The organism is Bacteroides timonensis (genome assembly GCF_000513195.1).
GTDB classification, from domain to species: Bacteria; Bacteroidota; Bacteroidia; order Bacteroidales; family Bacteroidaceae; genus Bacteroides; species Bacteroides timonensis.
This window is the reverse complement of the sequence record NZ_CBVI010000016.1, coordinates 185,606-204,468: the sequence shown is the minus strand read 5'-3', so window position 1 is coordinate 204,468 and position 18,863 is coordinate 185,606. Positions and strand designations below refer to the sequence as shown.

The 18,863-nt window shown below is 43.1% G+C and carries 15 protein-coding genes; 3 read left to right on the top strand and 12 right to left on the bottom strand.

Annotated features, from left to right (window positions below; all coding sequences use genetic code 11):
* Positions 1-76: 76 nt before the first annotated feature.
* The 5 genes from BN161_RS05830 to rpoN all read right to left on the bottom strand — a co-directional run bounded on the left by BN161_RS05830 (position 77) and on the right by rpoN (position 5,262).
* Entirely contained in the window at positions 77-1,951 is a 1,875-nt protein-coding gene (locus tag BN161_RS05830) for a 4-hydroxy-3-methylbut-2-en-1-yl diphosphate synthase (RefSeq protein ID WP_074435096.1), read from the bottom strand.
* Between the two features lie 32 nt (positions 1,952-1,983).
* Positions 1,984-2,493 carry a 5-(carboxyamino)imidazole ribonucleotide mutase gene (gene purE, locus BN161_RS05825; protein WP_044263773.1) on the bottom strand — a complete coding sequence of 170 codons (510 nt, stop codon included), beginning with the start codon at positions 2,491-2,493 and terminating at the stop codon, positions 1,984-1,986.
* An 81-nt stretch (positions 2,494-2,574) separates the two neighbouring features.
* Entirely contained in the window at positions 2,575-2,955 is a 381-nt protein-coding gene (gcvH, locus tag BN161_RS05820) for a glycine cleavage system protein GcvH (protein WP_044263799.1), read from the bottom strand.
* A gap of 71 nt (positions 2,956-3,026) precedes the next feature.
* Complete coding sequence (locus BN161_RS05815) at positions 3,027-3,692, bottom strand: membrane protein (RefSeq protein WP_044263772.1); 666 nt, start codon at positions 3,690-3,692, stop codon at positions 3,027-3,029.
* A gap of 79 nt (positions 3,693-3,771) precedes the next feature.
* Positions 3,772-5,262: an RNA polymerase factor sigma-54 gene (gene rpoN / locus BN161_RS05810; protein WP_044263770.1), complete on the bottom strand. Its 1,491-nt coding sequence runs from the start codon at positions 5,260-5,262 to the stop codon at positions 3,772-3,774.
* A gap of 312 nt (positions 5,263-5,574) precedes the next feature.
* Here rpoN and BN161_RS05805 point away from each other — a divergent pair, with 312 nt between their 5' ends.
* Entirely contained in the window at positions 5,575-6,948 is a 1,374-nt protein-coding gene (locus BN161_RS05805) for an aminopeptidase P family protein (protein WP_044263768.1), read from the top strand.
* A 22-nt stretch (positions 6,949-6,970) separates the two neighbouring features.
* Entirely contained in the window at positions 6,971-9,049 is a 2,079-nt protein-coding gene (locus BN161_RS05800; RefSeq protein WP_244436422.1) for a TlpA family protein disulfide reductase, read from the top strand.
* Between the two features lie 74 nt (positions 9,050-9,123).
* Here the strand turns inward: BN161_RS05800 and BN161_RS05795 are convergent, their stop codons facing one another.
* Positions 9,124-10,002 carry a PepSY-like domain-containing protein gene (locus BN161_RS05795; RefSeq protein WP_044263764.1) on the bottom strand — a complete coding sequence of 293 codons (879 nt, stop codon included), beginning with the start codon at positions 10,000-10,002 and terminating at the stop codon, positions 9,124-9,126.
* Between the two features lie 181 nt (positions 10,003-10,183).
* On the opposite strand from BN161_RS05795, the gene BN161_RS05790 reads away from it, so the two are divergent.
* On the top strand, positions 10,184-11,353 hold the full coding sequence (locus BN161_RS05790; protein ID WP_022209699.1) for a DUF418 domain-containing protein: 1,170 nt from the start codon (positions 10,184-10,186) through the stop codon (positions 11,351-11,353).
* A 525-nt stretch (positions 11,354-11,878) separates the two neighbouring features.
* Here the strand turns inward: BN161_RS05790 and BN161_RS05785 are convergent.
* The 6 genes from BN161_RS05785 to BN161_RS05760 form a co-directional block, all read right to left on the bottom strand.
* A complete protein-coding gene (locus BN161_RS05785; protein ID WP_044263761.1) occupies positions 11,879-13,174 on the bottom strand; it encodes an HlyD family secretion protein in 1,296 nt (431 codons plus the stop codon).
* On the bottom strand, positions 13,171-15,357 hold the full coding sequence (locus tag BN161_RS05780; RefSeq protein ID WP_044263759.1) for a peptidase domain-containing ABC transporter: 2,187 nt from the start codon (positions 15,355-15,357) through the stop codon (positions 13,171-13,173). The genes BN161_RS05785 and BN161_RS05780 overlap by 4 nt, the downstream gene beginning before the upstream one ends.
* Positions 15,354-16,532 (bottom strand): TlpA family protein disulfide reductase, encoded by a 1,179-nt coding sequence (locus BN161_RS05775; protein WP_044263758.1) that lies wholly within the window; start codon positions 16,530-16,532, stop codon positions 15,354-15,356. The genes BN161_RS05780 and BN161_RS05775 overlap by 4 nt, the downstream gene beginning before the upstream one ends.
* A gap of 58 nt (positions 16,533-16,590) precedes the next feature.
* A complete protein-coding gene (locus BN161_RS05770) occupies positions 16,591-16,791 on the bottom strand; it encodes a hypothetical protein (RefSeq protein WP_044263754.1) in 201 nt (66 codons plus the stop codon).
* 90 nt (positions 16,792-16,881) lie between these two features.
* Positions 16,882-18,411, bottom strand: a complete 1,530-nt coding sequence (locus BN161_RS05765) for a vitamin K epoxide reductase family protein (RefSeq protein WP_044263751.1) — start codon at positions 18,409-18,411, stop codon at positions 16,882-16,884.
* 19 nt (positions 18,412-18,430) lie between these two features.
* A complete protein-coding gene (locus tag BN161_RS05760; RefSeq protein WP_044263748.1) occupies positions 18,431-18,823 on the bottom strand; it encodes a DUF3244 domain-containing protein in 393 nt (130 codons plus the stop codon).
* Between the last annotated feature and the right edge of the window lie 40 nt (positions 18,824-18,863).

Here is an 18,863-nt window from a genome sequence, read left to right as displayed (position 1 = left end):
CTTACCTGCGCCGGTTTAAGGCCCGGTATGAGATGTCGCCTACGGATTGGAGGAATCTGAAGAAGGAGATGGAGCTTCAGGAGGGGGATGAAACATAATCCCCATTTGCCTTAATCAGCTCTATCAGTTTCTCTACCGCTTCCTCTTCGGGGATGTTCTTCTCGATGCATTCCTTCTTCTTGTACAGGCTGACCTTTCCGCGTCCGGCACCTACATACCCGTAATCGGCATCCGCCATTTCGCCGGGACCATTGACAATGCACCCCATGATACCGATCTTCAACCCTTTCAGGTGTGAAGTCGCGGCTTTTACGCGAGCTATCGTGCTTTGAAGGTCGAACAATGTCCGTCCGCAACCGGGGCAGGAGATGAATTCCGTCTTGCTGGTACGCACGCGTCCTGCCTGTAGGATGCCGAAGGCGGTGGCATCTATGGCTTTACCACTAATCACATCCTTCTGGTCGTGCAGCATTCTGTCTTCCAGGTTATAGAGGCAGATACCGTCGCACAGGCCGTCGAAGATAAGGGCACCCATATCAGCGGCAGACTTGATTTGCAGGTTTTCCATATCCGTTTCGTTGTAGTGTTGGAAGAAGACTACCGGGTTTCTTAATCCTTCCTTCATCATCTGATGCACCAAGGCACGTTGCTCTCCCAAGCGGTTAGGGTGGTTGCTCTGAGCAATCAGCACAACTTCGGGATGATATTTCAGGCAGGCGATGGCTTCATCATTCAGTCCCATATAGGTCATGAACAGGAACTTTAAGGAGGAGCTGCAATTGCTGAGGAAATACAACTGGTCGCCCTTGAAGGCAGGCCAGGAATTGGCTTCACCTTTCCAGGCATCGGCATCTATAATGTATTGCATGCCTTCCGGTTGCAGTGCGGGCACTTGTTGTCCGGTGTAGACGTAGTCCGGCATAAACTGCGGGTTGAACTCCATCTTGCCGTTCAGACGTACGGCAACGACTACGGGCACATTCTCTCCGCCTATGTTGTGCACGGCTTCCGTCTTGCGACGGGTGGGGGAGAGGTAGCTGAATTCGGTTGCTTCCGCTCCCGGCAGGTAGGGATGATTCTGACGTTGAATGATATAATCCACCAGTTTGCGGGCCACAGGTATCTCGGCTTCGGGGGCTTCGCTCAGTGAAACGCGGATGGTGTCGCCCAGTCCGTCCGCCAGTAGAGCACCGATACCTAAAGCGGATTTAATACGTCCGTCTTCACCGTCTCCTGCTTCCGTAACGCCGAGGTGCAAGGGGAATTGCATTCCTTCCTTTTCCATCACGGCTACCAGCAGGCGCACCGTCTTCACCATCACCACAGTGTTGGAGGCTTTGATGGAGATGACAACGTCCGTAAAGTTCTGTTCCACGCAGATGCGCAGGAATTCCATGCACGACTCTACCATACCTTCCGGTGTATCGCCGTAGCGGGACATGATGCGGTCGGACAGTGAACCGTGGTTCACACCGATGCGGATGGCTGTATGATTCTCCTTGCAGATGTTCAGGAACGGTACAAAACGGTCGCGTATCTTCTGCAACTCTTGTGCATACTCCTCATCCGTATATTCCAGATGCTTAAAAGTACGTGCAGCATCCACGTAATTGCCCGGGTTGATGCGTACCTTCTCTACATACTGTGCTGCCACATCCGCTACTTTGGGGTTGAAATGAATGTCGGCAACGAGTGGCACCATATATCCGTCCCCGCGCAGGGCGGCATTGATGTTCATCAGGTTTTCCGCTTCCTTGATGCCCTGGGCCGTAAGACGTACATATTCGCCCCCGGCATCCACGATTCGTTTGGCCTGTGCCACGCAAGCTTCCGTATCCTGCGTAGCGGTATTTGTCATACTCTGTATGCGTATAGGATTGGAGCCGCCCATAGGGGTGGCTCCAATATTTACTTCTGATGTTTCCCGACGGGAATAGTTGAATAAATCCACGATGTAAATGATGAATTAAGAATGAAGAATTATTAATTAACTTTGTACTCGTACTTCACTTCTTTCAGTTCCTCGTTCGCCTTTACGATTTTCTTTTTCAGCCCTTCTTTGTAGGCTGCAAAGGTTTCAGCGAGGTCGGCATCGCTCAAAGCCAGCATTTGTATAGCAAGAATGGCAGCATTCATGGCACCATTGATGGCAACTGTGGCTACGGGGATTCCGGGAGGCATCTGGATAATCGAATAGAGTGCATCTACGCCATCCAAAACAGAACCTTTAATGGGAACTCCGATAACAGGCAGTGTGGTGTTGGCTGCGATGACTCCGGGTAGAGCGGCGGCCATGCCGGCGGCTGCGATTATCACTTTAACGCCACGTCCGCGGGCGTTCTTTGCAAAATCCTCTACTGCTTCCGGAGTGCGGTGTGCAGAAAGGGCGTTCATTTCGAACGGTACGTGTAAATCATTCAGCAGTTGAGCGGCCTTTTCCATAACAGGAAGGTCGGAGGTGCTGCCCATGATGATGCTTACTAATGGAGACATAATTATTTAGTTATTAGTGTTTAGTGATTAGTGATTAGCAAACTTCTCAATATCAATTTGCTAATCACTAATCACTAATAGTTAATCGTTAATCAACGCTTTGTAGGCAGCAGCATCCAGTAATGAATCGAAATCTGCATCATCATCCGGCTTCATTTTGATGAGCCAGCCTTCACCGTACGGATCTTTGTTTACCAGTTCCGGTTGGTCGGCAAGAGCCTCGTTTTGCTCCAGGATTTCTCCGCCTACGGGCAAGAAAAGATCCGAAATGGTTTTCACTACTTCAATGGTCCCGAATACTTCGTCGGCTGCCAATGTTTCGCCCTCTGCCTGGATATCTACGAATACGATATCGCCCAATTGTGCCTGAGCGTAATCGGTGATACCTACATAAGCTACATCGCCTTCAAGGCGTATCCACTCGTGTTCTTTGGTGTACTTTACATTTTCTGGGAAATTCATGATCATTATTTTTAAAGGTTAATACTATAAGTCTATTCATATGGCTGAAATAACATTCTGTTCTTTACAGCTTAAAATAAGAAAACACGGAACAGGATATTACTCAGTGGATGAAGCACCAATAAGGAGCAAATTAATCCTACGGCAAAACCTACCAGTACCTCTCCCAATGTATGATGCTGTAAAATAATACGTGCTGTGCCCAGGACACCTGCAATCAGGATAAACAGACATAGCCACCATACCGGATTGTATCCGAACAAGGCACTGAAAGATACCAGCCCTCCTACAATAGCCCCTACACCTGCCATGTGCTCGCTTAACTTCCATTTCAGATTGACAACAATGCAGATAACCATCATGATCAATGCAGCAAGAATAATCCCCGTCATGTACCAAGGGATATTCAGGCGGTGCATCATCACCAGGCAGAATACGTATGAAGTAATAGTAAGCAGGAATGGCATAAAGCGCCGCTTACGTTCACCCAAGTCTTCGGGACTGAAACCGTTGATTTTACGGAACAGGAAGATGGTGAGCGTAGGCATAAGAATAGTGAAGCAGTACACTACTCCCAGCACAATCAGCTTATACTGTATAGGCATGATGCGCAGGTACGAGAAAAGGAACAGAATCAGAAACGCCAGGAACGGGATGGAAAACGGCGTGAATATAGCCGATATCACCCGGGCTGTCCGGATTAAGGTCCTGTCTGCTACAATATGTTGTTCTTCCATTTTAATGTACGATTTTACGATGTACGATATACGATTGAAATTACTACCACTTTATCACCTTACCACCTTATCACTCCCATCACCTCCTCAGCCTTGCCACCGGTATGTTCAACTGTTGCCTGTACTTGGCTACCGTGCGGCGTGCTATAGGATATCCTTTTTCTTTCAGTATATCTGTCAGTTCATCATCCGTATAAGGTTTCTTTTTATCTTCATTGTCAATGCATTCTTTCAATATCTTACGAATCTCACGTACAGACATTTCCTCACCGTCTTCGGTGACGTATCCATCACTGAAGAAGAATTTCAGTGAATAGATGCCATAGTTGGTTTGCACATATTTGCTGTTGCTGACGCGGGAGATGGTTGAAATGTCCAGTCCGGTACGTTCGGCAACATCCTTCAATATCATAGGGCGCAGCAATGATTCGTCTCCTTCGAGGAAGAACGGGCGTTGCAGGTCGATAATGGCTTGCATGGTAGTCATTAATGTATTCTGGCGCTGCTTCACGGCATCAATAAAGCCTTGTGCTGAATCCATCTTTTGCTTCAGGAACATCATGGCTTCTTTCGACTCTTTCGATTGGTTAGCCCTGTTTTTGGTATGTTCTTCCACCATCTCGGTGAAGTCACGGCTCATACGCAGTTCCGGAACGTTCCGGTTGTTCAGAGCCAGGTTGATGGTGCCGTCGTCGTATGTATCTACAATGAAGTCGGGGATGATCTGTTGCATGTTCCGGCCGATGGCTTCACCCAGGGAGGCACCCGGACGCGGATTGAGTTTGCAGATCTCTTTGATAGCCTGTTCAAAAGCATCTTCTTCCAGTCCGAGCTTCTGCTGTATCTTGTCCCAATGCTTACGGGTAAATTCTTCGTAACATTCGGAGATGATCGCTTCTTCTATATAAAGTAGAGGGTTCGGGGTGAAGTGCTGTTGCTCTATCTTGCGATGAATCTGAATGAGCAGGCATTCTTGTAGGTTGCGTGCACCGAGTCCGGCGGGATCAAAGTCCTGGATGATCTTCAGTGCCTCTTCCAATTCTTCCTGGGTACATTCGATGCCGGCATAGATGGCGAGTTCATCACAGATGCTATCCAGAGACTTACGTAACAGGCCATCGTCATCCAATGATCCGATCAGATATTCCGCCAGTTCACGTTGGTGCTCGGTCAAGTCACGTTCGCTTAGCTGCTCCTTCAGGGTTTCGTAAAAAGAAGTGGCGTCGGAGAAAGGAATTTCTTCGGCCTGTTCACCTTTGCTACGGTTGTTTTCCTGCAATTTGTAGTCGGGGATATCGTCTTCGCTCAGATAGTCGCTTAATGAATCATATTCGTTGGCTCCGTTGTCTTCTGCGGAACCTTCCGTATCGGAATTATCAGAAAAGTCGTCACTTGCCGTATCTTCCTTTCCTTCTTCCAGAGCCGGATTTTCCAGAAGTTCCGCATGTATACGGTCTTCCAGTTCTACAGCGGGCAATTCCAGTAGCTTCACTACCAGAATCTGCTGGGGCGACAGTGTTTGTACCTGTTGCTGCGCTTGAGTTTGTACTTGTCTGGAACCTTGTGCCATACTTATTCTTTTCTTTTACTCGCCGCAAAGATAATGCAAACCGAGACAGAATAAAATGAACTCGTTCATTTTTTATGCCGAGGCGCAACTTATCTTCACACTTTTTGCAAAAATAGTGAATAGTTCGGGAACGCGAAATGTTCTCGGCATAAGTTTTTCATGCAAGCATGAAAGATTGGCGCCTAATTTACATTATCTTTGCTAAAAGCGAAGATAAGCTGTACATCAGCAATAAAAAATAGGCAAGCTTATTTTGTGCTGCTTTCGGTTTGCATTATCTTTGTGCGTATCAACTTAAAAAATTGCAACGTTATGTTTGATAAAGAAACTTATGTGCAGCGCAGAGCCCTGCTGAAAAAAAATATTGGCTCCGGAGTGTTACTATTCTTGGGAAATGACGAACAAGGACTGAATTATGAAGATAATGCTTTCCGTTATCGTCAGGATTCTACTTTCCTCTACTATTTCGGCTTGTCGTTTGCCGGACTTTCCGCTATCATTGACATCGATGAGGACAAAGAAATCATTTTCGGAGACGAACTGACTATCGATCATATTGTATGGATGGGTACGCAGCCGACTCTGAAAGAGAAGAGTGAACGGGTAGGCATTCGGGAGACGCTTCCTTCCGCCGGGATTATCAGCTATCTGCACAAAGCCGTACAAAAAGGTCAGACGGTGCATTATCTTCCGCCTTACCGTCCCGAACATAAGTTGAAACTCATGGATTGGCTGGGTATTCCGCCTGCACGTCAGGAAGGTTCCGTGCCGTTTATCCGTGCGGTGGTGGCACAGCGTAATTATAAATCTGCCGAAGAGATTGCAGAGATAGAAAGGGCATGTGATGTGACTGCCGACATGCATATCAAGGCTATGGAAGTGATTCGGCCGGGTATGTACGAATATGAAGTTGTGGCAGAGATGAACCGTGTAGCTGAAATGAATAATTGCGAACTTTCTTTCCCTACAATTGCCACAATCAGCGGACAGACTTTGCATAATCATTATCATGGTAATAGAATTAAATCGGGTGACTTGTTCCTGATCGATGCCGGTGCAGAACTTCCATCAGGCTATTGTGGCGATATGTCGTCTACTGTACCTGCCGATAAAACGTTTACTTCGAAGCAACGTGCCGTTTACGAAATTCAGAATGCTATGCATCTGGAATCTGTAAAGGCTCTCCGTCCGGGTATTCCTTATATGGAAGTGTACGACTTATCTGCCCGCGTAATGGTAGAAGGTTTGAAAGGACTGGGTCTGATGAAAGGAAATGCGGATGATGCAGTGCGCGAAGGTGCCCATGCATTGTTCTATCCCCACGGTCTGGGACACATGATGGGACTGGATGTGCATGATATGGAAAATCTGGGCGAAGTGTGGGTAGGCTATGACGGTCAACCCAAGAGCACACAGTTCGGACGTAAGTCTCAACGTCTTGCTATTCCTTTGGAACCGGGCTTTGTACATACTGTTGAGCCGGGTATCTACTTCATTCCCGAATTGATTGATATGTGGAAAGAAGGTAAGAAATTCACTGACTTTATCAATTATGACAAAGTGGAAGAATATCGTGACTTCGGTGGTATCCGCAATGAAGAAGATTATCTTATTACAGAAACCGGTGCCCGCCGCTTAGGCAAGAAGATACCATTGACTCCGGAAGAAGTGGAAGCTTTGCGATAGTATCAATTTAAGAATGAGTCTAATGAAAAAACTACTATTCTTATTTTGTCTTTTGTCCTGGAGTGCATTAAATGCACAGAAGACGATTAATTTCCCTCCGTTTATAGCAAAGGCAACGGAAACCATTGAGATAGCTGCCGTTCATTTATCGGATACAGCTACCGTGATTGATGTGGATGCAAAATTTACTCCAAAGTACTGGATACGTATTGCCCCTGCTACCTGTCTGGTGGCAGATAATGGTGAACGTTATCAGGTGCGGCAGGGAGTAGGTATTGAGTTGGGACAGGAATTTTGGATGCCAGAATCCGGAGAGGCCTCTTTCTCTTTGATATTTCCACCTTTGCCGCCATCTGTAAAATCATTCGATTTTGTGGAAGGGGAAGGTGAGAGAGATTTTAATCTTTTCGGTATCAGCCTGACCGGAAAGTTGCCTAAGCTCCAATTGCCTAAAGGTTTAGAGAAGGCAGGAAAAATGACTGCTGTAGCTTTGCCGGCTCCTGAAATCAAAGAGGGAACAGCTATCATTAGTGGTCGTATTTTGGATTATAAGCCTTCATTCCGGATGAAAGCTGAATTGCATTCTGCTGATTTCTTATCTGCCTATGGACAAAAGAATACAGAGTTAGAATTGGATGAAGCGGGAAATTTCCATACGCAAATATCAGTTTCACATCCTTCTGTCGCCTATTTAAGTGTGGGTGGATCTGTTGTCTCTTTTTTGTTGTCTCCGGGTGGAGAAACCAAGGTTACCGTAAATCTTCGTGAAATGACGCGTGCTTCCAGTCGTTTACAGAAAGATACGAAGGCTGAAGGGAAGAAGGTTTATTTTGAAGGACTGAATGCAGGATTGAATACGGAGATGAATTCCGGACTGGAAATTCCTCTTTGTTCTGTTGAGCTGAAAGACTTATATGACATGACTCCGGATCAGTACAAAGCATATTGCATGCGGAAATATGAAGAAGCGAACAATGTGATTCGTGCCAATAAGAAAATAAGTGCGGCTTATGCGGAATTGTTGACGGTGCTGAATAAAGATGCATTGTATGGACTGTTATGTGGATATGATTATCAGCTATTGCAGGCTTATGCTCAGCAAAAAGGACTGTCGTTGCGTGATGCCGGTAAGGAGTATTTCTCAAAAGAACCGTCAGATGGTTATTTTGACTTTTTAAGTAAACTGGATTACATCAATTCACCCAAGTCTGTGTATTGCTTCAATTATTCCGGTATGGTAAGGAATACCGCATATATCCATTTGCCGTCTGTAAAGACCGTCGGTATCTTTGATTACCTGCTTGACTCATCCAAGGTAAGTCCGGAGGATAAGGAAGCAATGAAGAAATACCGTGATAATCCTTCGTCGCAGGATGCTTCTATAATGAGGGTGCTGAGAGATAAGTATGACAACCTCTTTCAGGAGTGTGGCAAGGTGGCTTTGGAAGCTAATCAGAAGGCGGTTGGAGAGGTAATAGGAGGTAAAGGTATCTATCATGATGTGCAGACAGCAATGCAATGTGCTTCAAAACTGGAAGATTTTATGCCTTTGTCTGAAGACGATTTTGCTACATTACGTACGATTGAGAATCCCTATTTCCTGAACCAATTGACTGCAATGAATACAGAACTGCTTCAGAAGATAGAAGAAAATAAGAAGAAACGCAGTTTCATGGTTCGTACTCTGCCCGAAGATGTGAAGGACGATGCCCTTTTTGAAGCCATTGTCGATCCGTTCAAGGGTAAAGTAGTGCTTGTTGATTTCTGGGCCACCTGGTGCGGACCTTGTAAGATGGCTATGAAGATGATGAAACCCATGAAGGAGGAGTTGATAGATAAAGATATCGTGTATGTCTTTATTGCCGGTGAAAATTCTCCGGAGACAACATGGAACAATATGATACCCGATATTCATGGTGAGCATTACCGGTTGACCAATGCTCAGTGGGCAGCTATTTGTGATAAATTCGAAGTCCGTGGCGTACCTACTTATCTGGTGCTCGACCGTGAAGGGAAACAAACGTACCGGTCAGTAGGTTTTCCGGGAACGGATACGGTGAAAGGTGAGTTATTGAAAGCATTAAATTCTTCCGGCAATTAATCATGTATTATTCTATAAATGAAAGAAGAGGCAGTTGAGCAGTCTCTTCTTTCATTTATAACTTAATGGGCTTATCAGATAAACTCCCCGTTTTCGTTGATCTTTACTTTCACTTCCTTTTCGCCTTGCTCCAATTCTATCCAGTAGTAGTTTCCGGTAGGAGTTTCAACATATTCGGCATCATCCACTACATAACCGCTATATTGTGACGCATTAATGGCTTCTGTCACTTTAATCGGGAGTACATATACATCCCATGAGGTTGAAATCCATTCATAGCCTGTGTTGAACAATACTTCTTTGCTTCGGTTTTCATGTATGATGTCCACTTCGATCATACCTTTTTCCTGTTCAATCTCAATAATGCGGGCATTGGGATAATTCTTCTGTATGAATTCCGTTACGGCAGTAACCGTACCCGACGGGGCATCCGGTAGCAATGATTCGTTATCGCCATCACCGTCATCATTCACGGCTTTAATGAGGATGCCGTCTGCTGAATAATGCAGATCCATATCTACATCCTGTGCCGATTCCACTTCTATGATGTAGATGATCTCTTTTTCAGTTCCGGCACGTTCAATGCGCTCCACTTCATTATCTCTCTTCCAGGAAGCGTATTCGCTGCTTTCAAAAGAAGTCTTTATTGCTTGCGGAATATCGCTATATGGCATTTCAGTTTCAGTCATGTACCATGAGCCATCTGCCGTATACCAGGCTTCCGTTTTATATCCGTTGTCGCTCTTGTTGTTGAATTCCGCTTTGTAGAATTGTCCTTGTGAGACGGTTTTTGTTTCCCAACTCAGGTTAGCGGCGTTGGAGAAACTACTGTCGAATGCATTGCGTACAGCTTCAGGTACTTTGAAGTTTGGAAGATCGTCATCATCATCGCTACAACCTTGCAGGCCTAACATGCCCATCGCCAATAGGGCTAAATACATTTTCAGTTTCATAGTTACTTGTTTTTTAGAGTTTACTAATATTATTGTTTTCTTTGACTATTGCTGATTATGTTGCAAAGATGGCGGGCAATTCTGGAAGAAATTGGGAATTTGACTCTAAAAGTGGATAATAAGTTCTATATTTGCGATTTTAACATTAAAAAGAGCAGATTACTAATGAACTTATACTAATATGGTACAGGAATTGGAAAAACGCACCCGTATTGACGTAGCCGATGTGCTGCGCGGACTCGCCGTTATGGGCATCATTGTATTACACTCCATTGAACACTTTAATTTCTATTCATTTCCCGATACGAGCACTCAGAGCGCGTGGCTCAACTTTTCTGATAAAGCCATTTGGGACGGACTCTTTTTCATGTTCGGAGGAAAGGCTTATGCTGTGTTTGCCCTGCTTTTTGGGTTTAGTTTCTTCATTCAGGATAATAACCAGCGTATGCGTGGCAATGATTTTCGTTTGCGTTTCTGCTGGCGATTGATATTATTATTCATTCTTGGTAATATAAATGCGGCCTTTTTCACGGCTGAAGTATTGGTGCTCTATTCTTTAGTCGGATTCATTTTACCACTTACCTGCCGGCTAAAAGATAAATGGCTGTTTATTCTGGCATGTGTGCTTCTGATACAGCCATTACCACTTTATTATGTGATACATGCCTGTGTAGACCCTTCTTTTGTGACTCCCTCTATTCCGACTGGTAGCTACTGGGGAGCTGCTTTCCAGGTGCAGAGTCACGGTACATTTCTTGAAACCCTGCGTGTGAATTTGTGGGAAGGGCAGATTGCCAGTCTTGCATGGGCTTGGGATCATGGACGTGTGTTTCAGACTGCCGCTCTTTTCCTGTTCGGCTTGTTGATAGGACGTCGGGGGCTTTTCCTGAAGGAGAATCTGAAGTTCTGGAATAAGGTACTTTGTGGTGCTCTTATCGCTTTCTTCCCTCTGTATGGATTGGGCAATATGTTACCGGACTTCATTGCTAATAAGTCTATTCTCACCCCCTTGTTACTTATCATAACTTCCCTGTCCAAGTTTGCATTTATGCTGATATTGGTGTCGGGTGTTATCTTTGCTTTCTATCGGACAAACCTGCACGACTGGTTGATGAAGATTACTCCTTACGGTAAGATGAGCCTTACAAATTATATTACCCAGAGTATTATTGGTTCGTTGTTGTTCTATAATTGGGGGCTTGCGCTTCACTCTCAGTTGGGTATAACAGCCAGCTTTCTGGTAGGAGTAGTGCTCTTCATCGTGCAGCTCGCTTTCTGCCGGTGGTGGATGAGCCGTCATGCGCACGGGCCGCTGGAATATTTGTGGAAGCGGGCGACTTGGTTGAAATAAAGTATCATTCTACACCCGCTATTTTTGAGAAAATGTTCTTTCCGTTCTTTCAGAACTCTCTGGATTCCCTGTTCATCGGCATTACGGCTGAAACCTCCAGCCTTATAGTTGCTTCAGGTATCTTTCAGCTGAAACACCGATGAACAGGGGGATTGGGAAAAACTGAAAGACTGCAGGAGGAAAAAGAACACTTAATGTATTGAATAATATCTGAAAACAAGTAATGTTGTGATCCGGAACAAGTAATGTTGAGAATGATTACATTGCTTGTTCTTATTCACAACAAGCAATGTAATTTCAGGCAAGTCCGATTCCGTTGACTTTAACGTCTATATATCGGTGGTGTTGGATATATAGATACTGCACATCCGATATATAGATGCAACACGTCCGATATATAGATGTGTCGTGTCCGATATATATTGCTAATATTCGGAGCATCTGTTAAATTTCTATTGGTTATGCTTTGTATATTTCGGATAGGTTAATCACTTTTATTCCTTTCCATATCATAATGCAGGGTTATTATAGATATTTCTCCCACAGATAGCGGAGCGGACTGAGTAGACGTGCAGTTACGCTCCGTTCATCCGTCATGACCTCTGCTGTACCGGATAGTTCTCCCTTAAAGTCCAGCTGCTTGCCGTATGAGGTGCGTAAGTTTTGTGGCAGACTTACCGTGGCAGTATACATATTGTCTTCGCTCGCTAACAGTGAAACGGACAATATTTCCCCGGTGAGGAAGCCGAATTCCATGTATGGATACCCTGTCATGCTGATATTCACTCTCTGTCCGGGGGATACTTTGCCCGATCCGCTGATGGGTAACTTTATTTTCCCTATGATGTCACCAGGAGAGGAAGCTACAATAGAGAACACCTTATCTCCTGTGTTGACATTCTGGTTCTTCTGCCAAATATTATTGTAAGATAATATACCACCGGAAGGGCTGATAAAGAGATATCCCAATTCCCAATCGCTGATGCTTACCTGCAAATCATTTAGAGCAGATTTTAATGAAGTACTTATTGTATTGGCTTCCCGACTACGTTCCATACGGATTTCTACAATATTCTGTTGCAATTGGGCTTCTTGAATTCTAGCGGACGAGAGTGAAGTCATTAATTGTTCGCGTCCCTGCCTGTGATTCAAGTAAGTTTGCTGCGCTTCTTCATAATCAGCTTTCGATATTAATCCTTTGTCGAAGAGCTTCTTTTCCCGGCTATGTGTAGCGGAGGCTATCTGTACTTGTTCTTCATCAAGTTCAGCTTGTTTATTCAGATGCCGTATGTATTTCTGATATTCTTGCAACTCTTTGCAGGCAGCCTGTTCTTTCTGGGCGTAGAGGTCTATCGACAGAAAATTACGATAATCTGTCAGGCATTTGATGAAAGCGGCATAAGCATTCTGAATGTTTCCGAGTTCCGGTTTCTCTGGAAACACGGCTTGGCAGATACAACTATCCGTCAGTATGAAGGAAGTAATCCTTTCTTTCAGTTCCAATACATGGGCAGTGATGGCAGGATTTTCCAGTACAGCTATGATATCCCCCGCTTTTACGGCTTCACGATCCTTGCGATATACCTCCTGAATTTTTCCACTTCCTCTTGCCACGATCCATACGGGTGGATGCTCTGTAGTAATGGTGATTTCTGTGCTTACGATATCCGGATATTTGAAGAATAAGCCTCCAATGAAGAGTAATGCCAGCACTCCGAAGAATACAGTTATTCCCCATCTGATTAATGCGTGTGGCGGGCGTGTCAATATCTCCTGCACCTCCTCACACCTTAATTCTATGTCTTTCTCTTCATTTTTCATAATTCCAGTTGATTCTTTACCAACCTGTAATATCTTCCTTCCAAAGCTATCAATTCCTCATGTGTTCCGGTTTCTGCTATTCTTCCCTGTTCTATTACAATAATTTGGTTTGCATTTCTCACTGTACTCAACCGATGCGCCACTACTACGGATGTTCTGCCTTTGAAGAACGTTTCCAGGTTATTCATTATGGTGCGTTCATTATTGGCATCCAATGCATTGGTTGCTTCATCAAAGAAGATAAATTCCGGGTCTTTATATACGGCGCGGGCTATGAGAATACGTTGTTTCTGTCCCTGGCTCAATCCATGACCTTCTTGTCCTATCTTGGTATTGTATCCCAAGGGTAATTCCTTGATAAAGCTATGTATATTTGCTACTTCTGCGGCATGGCGCAATCGCTGCTTATCGATATGCTCCACTCCCGGAGCAATATTTCCGGCTATGCTGTCGGAGAAGATAAAACCATCCTGCATTACTACGCCGCACCGCTTGCGCCATTCGCGAATACTATAACTTCCCAGTGGAGTATCCCCGATGAAGATATCGCCGCTTGCGGGCGGGTAGAATCCTAACAGTAATTTAACGAGTGTTGTCTTTCCGCTTCCACTCATACCTACGATGGCAGTTTGTTTACCTGGTGGAATCACCAGACTTACATTGTCCAACGTTGGGTATTCGCTTAGCGGATCATATTTGAAGTTAAGGTTCTGGAGTCTTATTTCTTTTCCTTTCGGGATTTCCCGTATCAGTTCGCGCGTGGGATCTTCTTCATCCGGTTTGTCACGCACTTCGCTGAGGCGGTTCATGCTGAGGCGTGCATCCTGCATATCGCGTGCAAAAGCGATGAGCTCGTTTACCGGGCTGTTCAACTGTCCGATGATGTATTGCACGGATAGCATCATACCCAGCGTCATTTCCCCTTTCACTACCAGACTTGCCACAAGTGCGGTTATCAGTAGGTTCTTGCTTTGATTAATCAACACTGCTCCCGAATCCTGATACTGTCGTAGGGCAAGGCTTTTGATGTTTACTTTGAATAGCTTTGCTTGTATTCGCTCCCATTTCCAGCGTTTCTGTTGTTCGCAGGCACTGAGTTTTATTTCTTGCATACCGTTCACCAGTTGCACTACCGTGCTTTGATTGGCACTTTGCTGGGCAAAACGCTTGTGATCCAGTTCGGCACGCTTCTTCATGAATAACCAGACGTATGCAACGTACAGGGCACTTCCTCCCATAAAGATAAGGAATATCATGCCACTGTACACCAGCAGCACAATGCCGAAGATGATGATATTGAACACTGAGAAGATAACGCTGAGACTGCTTCCAGTCAGAAAGTCCTGTATACGCTTGTGATCATTGATGCGTTGTAGGATGTCTCCTGTCATCTTGCTGTCAAAGTAGTTGATGGGCATCTTCATCAGTTTGATGAGGAAGTCTGATATGAGGGCAATGTTAATGCGAGTACCCAGGTGTAGCAGTATCCATCCTCGTATGAACTCTACGGCACTGCTGCTGAAAGACAGCATCAACTGGGCAATCAGTACCAGATAGATAAAACCAAGATTCTGGTTGTTGATGCCGAAGTCTACTACAGATTGTGTGAGGAAGGGTAGCATAAGTTGTATCATGCTGCCCAGTAACAGGCCTAAAAGTAATTGTCCTACCAGCCCTCGATACGGACGAAGATAGGAGTAGAGGAAACTAAAGCCTTTGCGGTTCACTTTGTCAGCCTCATCCTCTATCGTATAAAATTCGGGAGTGGGTTCCAGCAATAACGCTACTCCTGTGTCTTCTTCGTTCTTTCGGGAACTCAGCCAGCAATTGCAGAATTCTTCTCTGGTGTATTTCAGCTTTCCCGCGCCGGGGTCGGCTATCCAAACATGCTTGTCGGTGAGTTTATATACCACGACAAAGTGTTGCTGGTTCCAGTGTATGATGCAGGGTAAAGGAGCTTCCTTGAGTTTTTCAAAACCCACTTGTACGCAAATGCTGCGAAAACCTGTCTTTTCTGCAGCTTCGCTGATGCCGAGCATCGATACGCCCTCGCGGGTGATAAATGATTTTTCCCTCAATCCTTCCAATGAGTAGTGCTTACCATAGAAAGCGGCTACCATGCGGAGGCAGGTGGGACCACAATCCATGGCGTCGTGCTGGATGTAACGAGGGAAAGATTTCATTGCCTTTCTAAACTGTCTAATGTTTGCATGAGTTGTTCATCAAGCAAATCTTTTGCAATGATTTTACAGTTTCGATCTAATAAGAAGTTTCGCGGGATTCTTTCGATGTTCAAAACTTCAACTGATTGAACATTCCTGCGGTCATTGTCTGTACCTATCACATGAATAAAATCTTGTGTTTTATCTTGTTCTATAGCTTTTTTCCAAGCACTGTGGTTTGCATCAATGGAAACTGCATATATTTTTATATTATTCTGATGTTTATTCAATACTTTTTTTAGATAAATAGTTTGTGCTCTACATGGTTTGCACCAACTTGCCCAAATATCTACAAAAATGTATTTACTTCTTAAATCTGATAACGCTATATATTCTCCATTTAGTGATGGTAATTGAAGTGTTATTCTGCTCCCTATTTGAGTGCTTTGTTTTCTTTTTTCATAAATATTCCTCTGCTTTGAAATCTCGTCTAGCCGTTTCTGGGTACTCTTTGTACGTTCGCTTAATGTAGGAGCATTCTTGTATGTAAGTGCTGCTGGTAGGTAATTTGGAAATTTTCGTGCAACGTATTCTCTTAATGATTGAAGACTATCCCTTGATAATGAATCCTTGAAAAACATTTGCAACATAACCCAACTTCCTTTTGCTATCAGTGGATGCTCAGATGTGTGTATTTCGTTAATATAGCGATCTATTAATAGATGGCTGTAATATGAAATGCTATCTTCACAAGATTCATTTTTTTTTATCCAATATCTTCTGCTTCCTTTCTCGAAGTCAGTAACTATATTGTGATAATTTCCTTTGCAAGCATTTTTCCACAATACTTCTTTATCATTTGAGGAAAAGTATAATTCTACAGTATCATTCGGAAGCGCATATACATATAATCCTTGTGGTCCGTTTTTTGAGAAACAAATCTTGAAATAGTTTTCATAGGGTGAATACCCTTGAAGTTTTACTGTTTTTTGCCCCTTTTTTATGCTTGCTGAATCCCAAATGGCTTTTTCTGACCCAGATACCCAAGAACAGAAAGACCAAAGGTATACCTTTTGTTCTTCTTCTGTCATATCATTGTCAAGATGAATAATGATTTCAATGTTCTTTTCTTCTGTCAATGAGAAAAGAGTTAGAAACAAACTAATTAGACAAGATGCATATAAAAGTACCTTCATGGTTTTTGTACGATTTTTTATAGGGGTTCTTATTTAATATAAGAACCCCTAATGCTTTCTACTTGATTAATTCTTCGCAAACAGCACCTTTACCAATGGCTGCATCAGCTCCTTTTTGAGCTTCTTCCATTGTTAAGTTTTCAAAGTAGGCTTCTTTGCTGGCGTCAGAACCATTGTAGCAATAAATCGTACCACCAGCGATAGCATTCATCTGCACCTTGTTCAGTTTGAACGCTTCAAAATTTTCAAAATTCTTCATATTTCTATAAGAATTAAGGTGAATAATAATGTTAACAGTAGGAAGCTTTAAGTATCACCCTATTGACTTCTGTTTTGCAAAACAATATCTTTATGTTAATACATACTTTAAATTTTCTATCTGATATATATATGGTAAATAATGTTTGTTTACGATGATGGTAGGTGTCTTATTGATTTGCTGCTGCAAGCAATACAATTGTTGCTGTTTCCATATATCCTGCGTCTCATCCGTAATATTATTAGGGATATCTTCTATATGATGTGTACTAAACCATTCAGACAATGCTTTCATAGCCTTTTCCCAACCTTCTGTAAGATAGGTTGCAATAATTGTTAGTGCAATCTGTTTGCCTGTATTATCACCGGGAAAAGTTAATAGCACTAAACAAATAGGTTGTTCATTGGCTATTTTTTGAAATTGTGAATGTGCTTTTGCGCAATTCTTGCAATTGGGATTAGTAACAAATAGCAATTGATTTTCACCTGTTATATTGTTATGTAAAACTATGTTAGGTTGAGGAGTTTTTCTAATCTGTGGTTTTAGGGTTAGGAGGGCTTGAAAAGCTTCTGGGCTAAGCAAGTCTGCAAAATGATCTTTAAGTTGTTTCCTTTCTTCATTATATTTTAGTAATTTCTTTAGTTGTGTCCAGATAACCAGATAGATACAACTGATAGCAAAAATGAGAAGTATTGCCTGGAAAGAAATTACTTTATTATAATAAGCTTTTAGTAAGTACAAGGTAATGCAGTTACCCCATACTATTAGATTGATAATCATGCAAAGCATACATCCTTTGTGAATTATAAAGAGTTGATAGATGATGGAGTAAATTGTGAATCCTATTGCAATAATACTGCATAATGTACTGATATAAAAGAAATCGTACGGACGTAAAAGGCAGAATAGCAATAAAGTGCTGAAATAGAACAATGATAATTCACCTAATCCTACGCCGATAATACGTGATCCTTTAGAGTGAAGCACTTCATTACAATCTATAACTTTACCAATGTGGCAAAAACTATGTAGGAACTGATGGTTGATGGTTTCTTTATAAAGAATAGCAGCAGAAACAAGAACCCCTGCGCATAGTGTCAGCAAGTAGAGAGTCACTCCTGATGAGTAGTTCCTGCTTGCATGATATAATATAAGGAATATAGTAACTATGCCTGCTAGCAAAAGTTGATATTGCCTAATCCACTCTCCAACATTCTTTAATCGGTAATTTTTCTCTTGAATAGTTTTCTCTGTAATCTCGCCGACTAAGACTCCACCTGTCCACTTCTGTAAGAATTGTTGTTTGCTTACTCTTATATGCCGGGTGTGGGGCGTAGTGATGATAACATGACCTTTCTCCATCTTTTCTACCAGACAAAAGGGTGAATCATTGTCATTGGTTACAGCTATAAGCGGACTTTCTAATTTGTCGAGATATTCTGCAGGGAGCTGATATACCGCATTATTGATATGGAGTATATCCAGTGCATCGCTGATACCCCGCATGCTGTTGCCCAACGGATTGTCGAGCAAGCAGCGTACGGTCACCTTGCTCACTTTTACGTGCAAAACACGCAAATAGTGATAAAGTATTCCACCGGTGTTGTCAACTCCCAACATAATATTTCTTCTTTAATACTTAAAGTGTAAATTTGCCTTTTAAAGAGGTTTTATCTGAAATAATTTCGATGTAGTATACATCTGAATTTTGCATATTTAAGTCAATAGAGACTTCTGTCGGACTCATATATTCTTGTGAATAAACAGTTTCACCGGTAGATTCTTTAAGAATCCTGATAGTAACTGTCGATATCATCTCTTTAAAAGATATGGATATTACTTTATTATATAAGTATGCATGCGCGGGTTGTATAATAATGCTGCGCGTTTTAGGAGCATCTTCCGGATTTGTATCATGGTCTTCTTTTATATCCTTATAAAGACTAATTTCCATGCCTTTAATAAACTCTTGGGAATATGCGGAAGTTCCCCAAGCAAGAAATGCGATTAAAAGGAATAATAGCTTTTTCATATATATCGTTTATTAGATATTGTTTGCTACAAATATAGCG

Bases quoted from the DNA above. Each gene is read 5' to 3' on its own strand.
- purE (WP_044263773.1), bottom strand. From the start codon at position 2,493: ATGTCTCCATTAGTAAGCATCATCATGGGCAGCACCTCCGACCTTCCT.
- gcvH (WP_044263799.1), bottom strand. From the start codon at position 2,955: ATGAATTTCCCAGAAAATGTAAAGTACACCAAAGAACACGAGTGGATA.
- BN161_RS05815 (WP_044263772.1), bottom strand. From the start codon at position 3,692: ATGGAAGAACAACATATTGTAGCAGACAGGACCTTAATCCGGACAGCC.
- rpoN (WP_044263770.1), bottom strand. From the start codon at position 5,262: ATGGCACAAGGTTCCAGACAAGTACAAACTCAAGCGCAGCAACAGGTA.
- BN161_RS05805 (WP_044263768.1), top strand. From the start codon at position 5,575: ATGTTTGATAAAGAAACTTATGTGCAGCGCAGAGCCCTGCTGAAAAAA.
- BN161_RS05800 (WP_244436422.1), top strand. From the start codon at position 6,971: ATGAAAAAACTACTATTCTTATTTTGTCTTTTGTCCTGGAGTGCATTA.
- BN161_RS05795 (WP_044263764.1), bottom strand. From the start codon at position 10,002: ATGAAACTGAAAATGTATTTAGCCCTATTGGCGATGGGCATGTTAGGC.
- BN161_RS05790 (WP_022209699.1), top strand. From the start codon at position 10,184: ATGGTACAGGAATTGGAAAAACGCACCCGTATTGACGTAGCCGATGTG.
- BN161_RS05785 (WP_044263761.1), bottom strand. From the start codon at position 13,174: ATGAAAAATGAAGAGAAAGACATAGAATTAAGGTGTGAGGAGGTGCAG.
- BN161_RS05780 (WP_044263759.1), bottom strand. From the start codon at position 15,357: ATGAAATCTTTCCCTCGTTACATCCAGCACGACGCCATGGATTGTGGT.
- BN161_RS05775 (WP_044263758.1), bottom strand. From the start codon at position 16,532: ATGAAGGTACTTTTATATGCATCTTGTCTAATTAGTTTGTTTCTAACT.
- BN161_RS05770 (WP_044263754.1), bottom strand. From the start codon at position 16,791: ATGAAGAATTTTGAAAATTTTGAAGCGTTCAAACTGAACAAGGTGCAG.
- BN161_RS05765 (WP_044263751.1), bottom strand. From the start codon at position 18,411: ATGTTGGGAGTTGACAACACCGGTGGAATACTTTATCACTATTTGCGT.
- BN161_RS05760 (WP_044263748.1), bottom strand. From the start codon at position 18,823: ATGAAAAAGCTATTATTCCTTTTAATCGCATTTCTTGCTTGGGGAACT.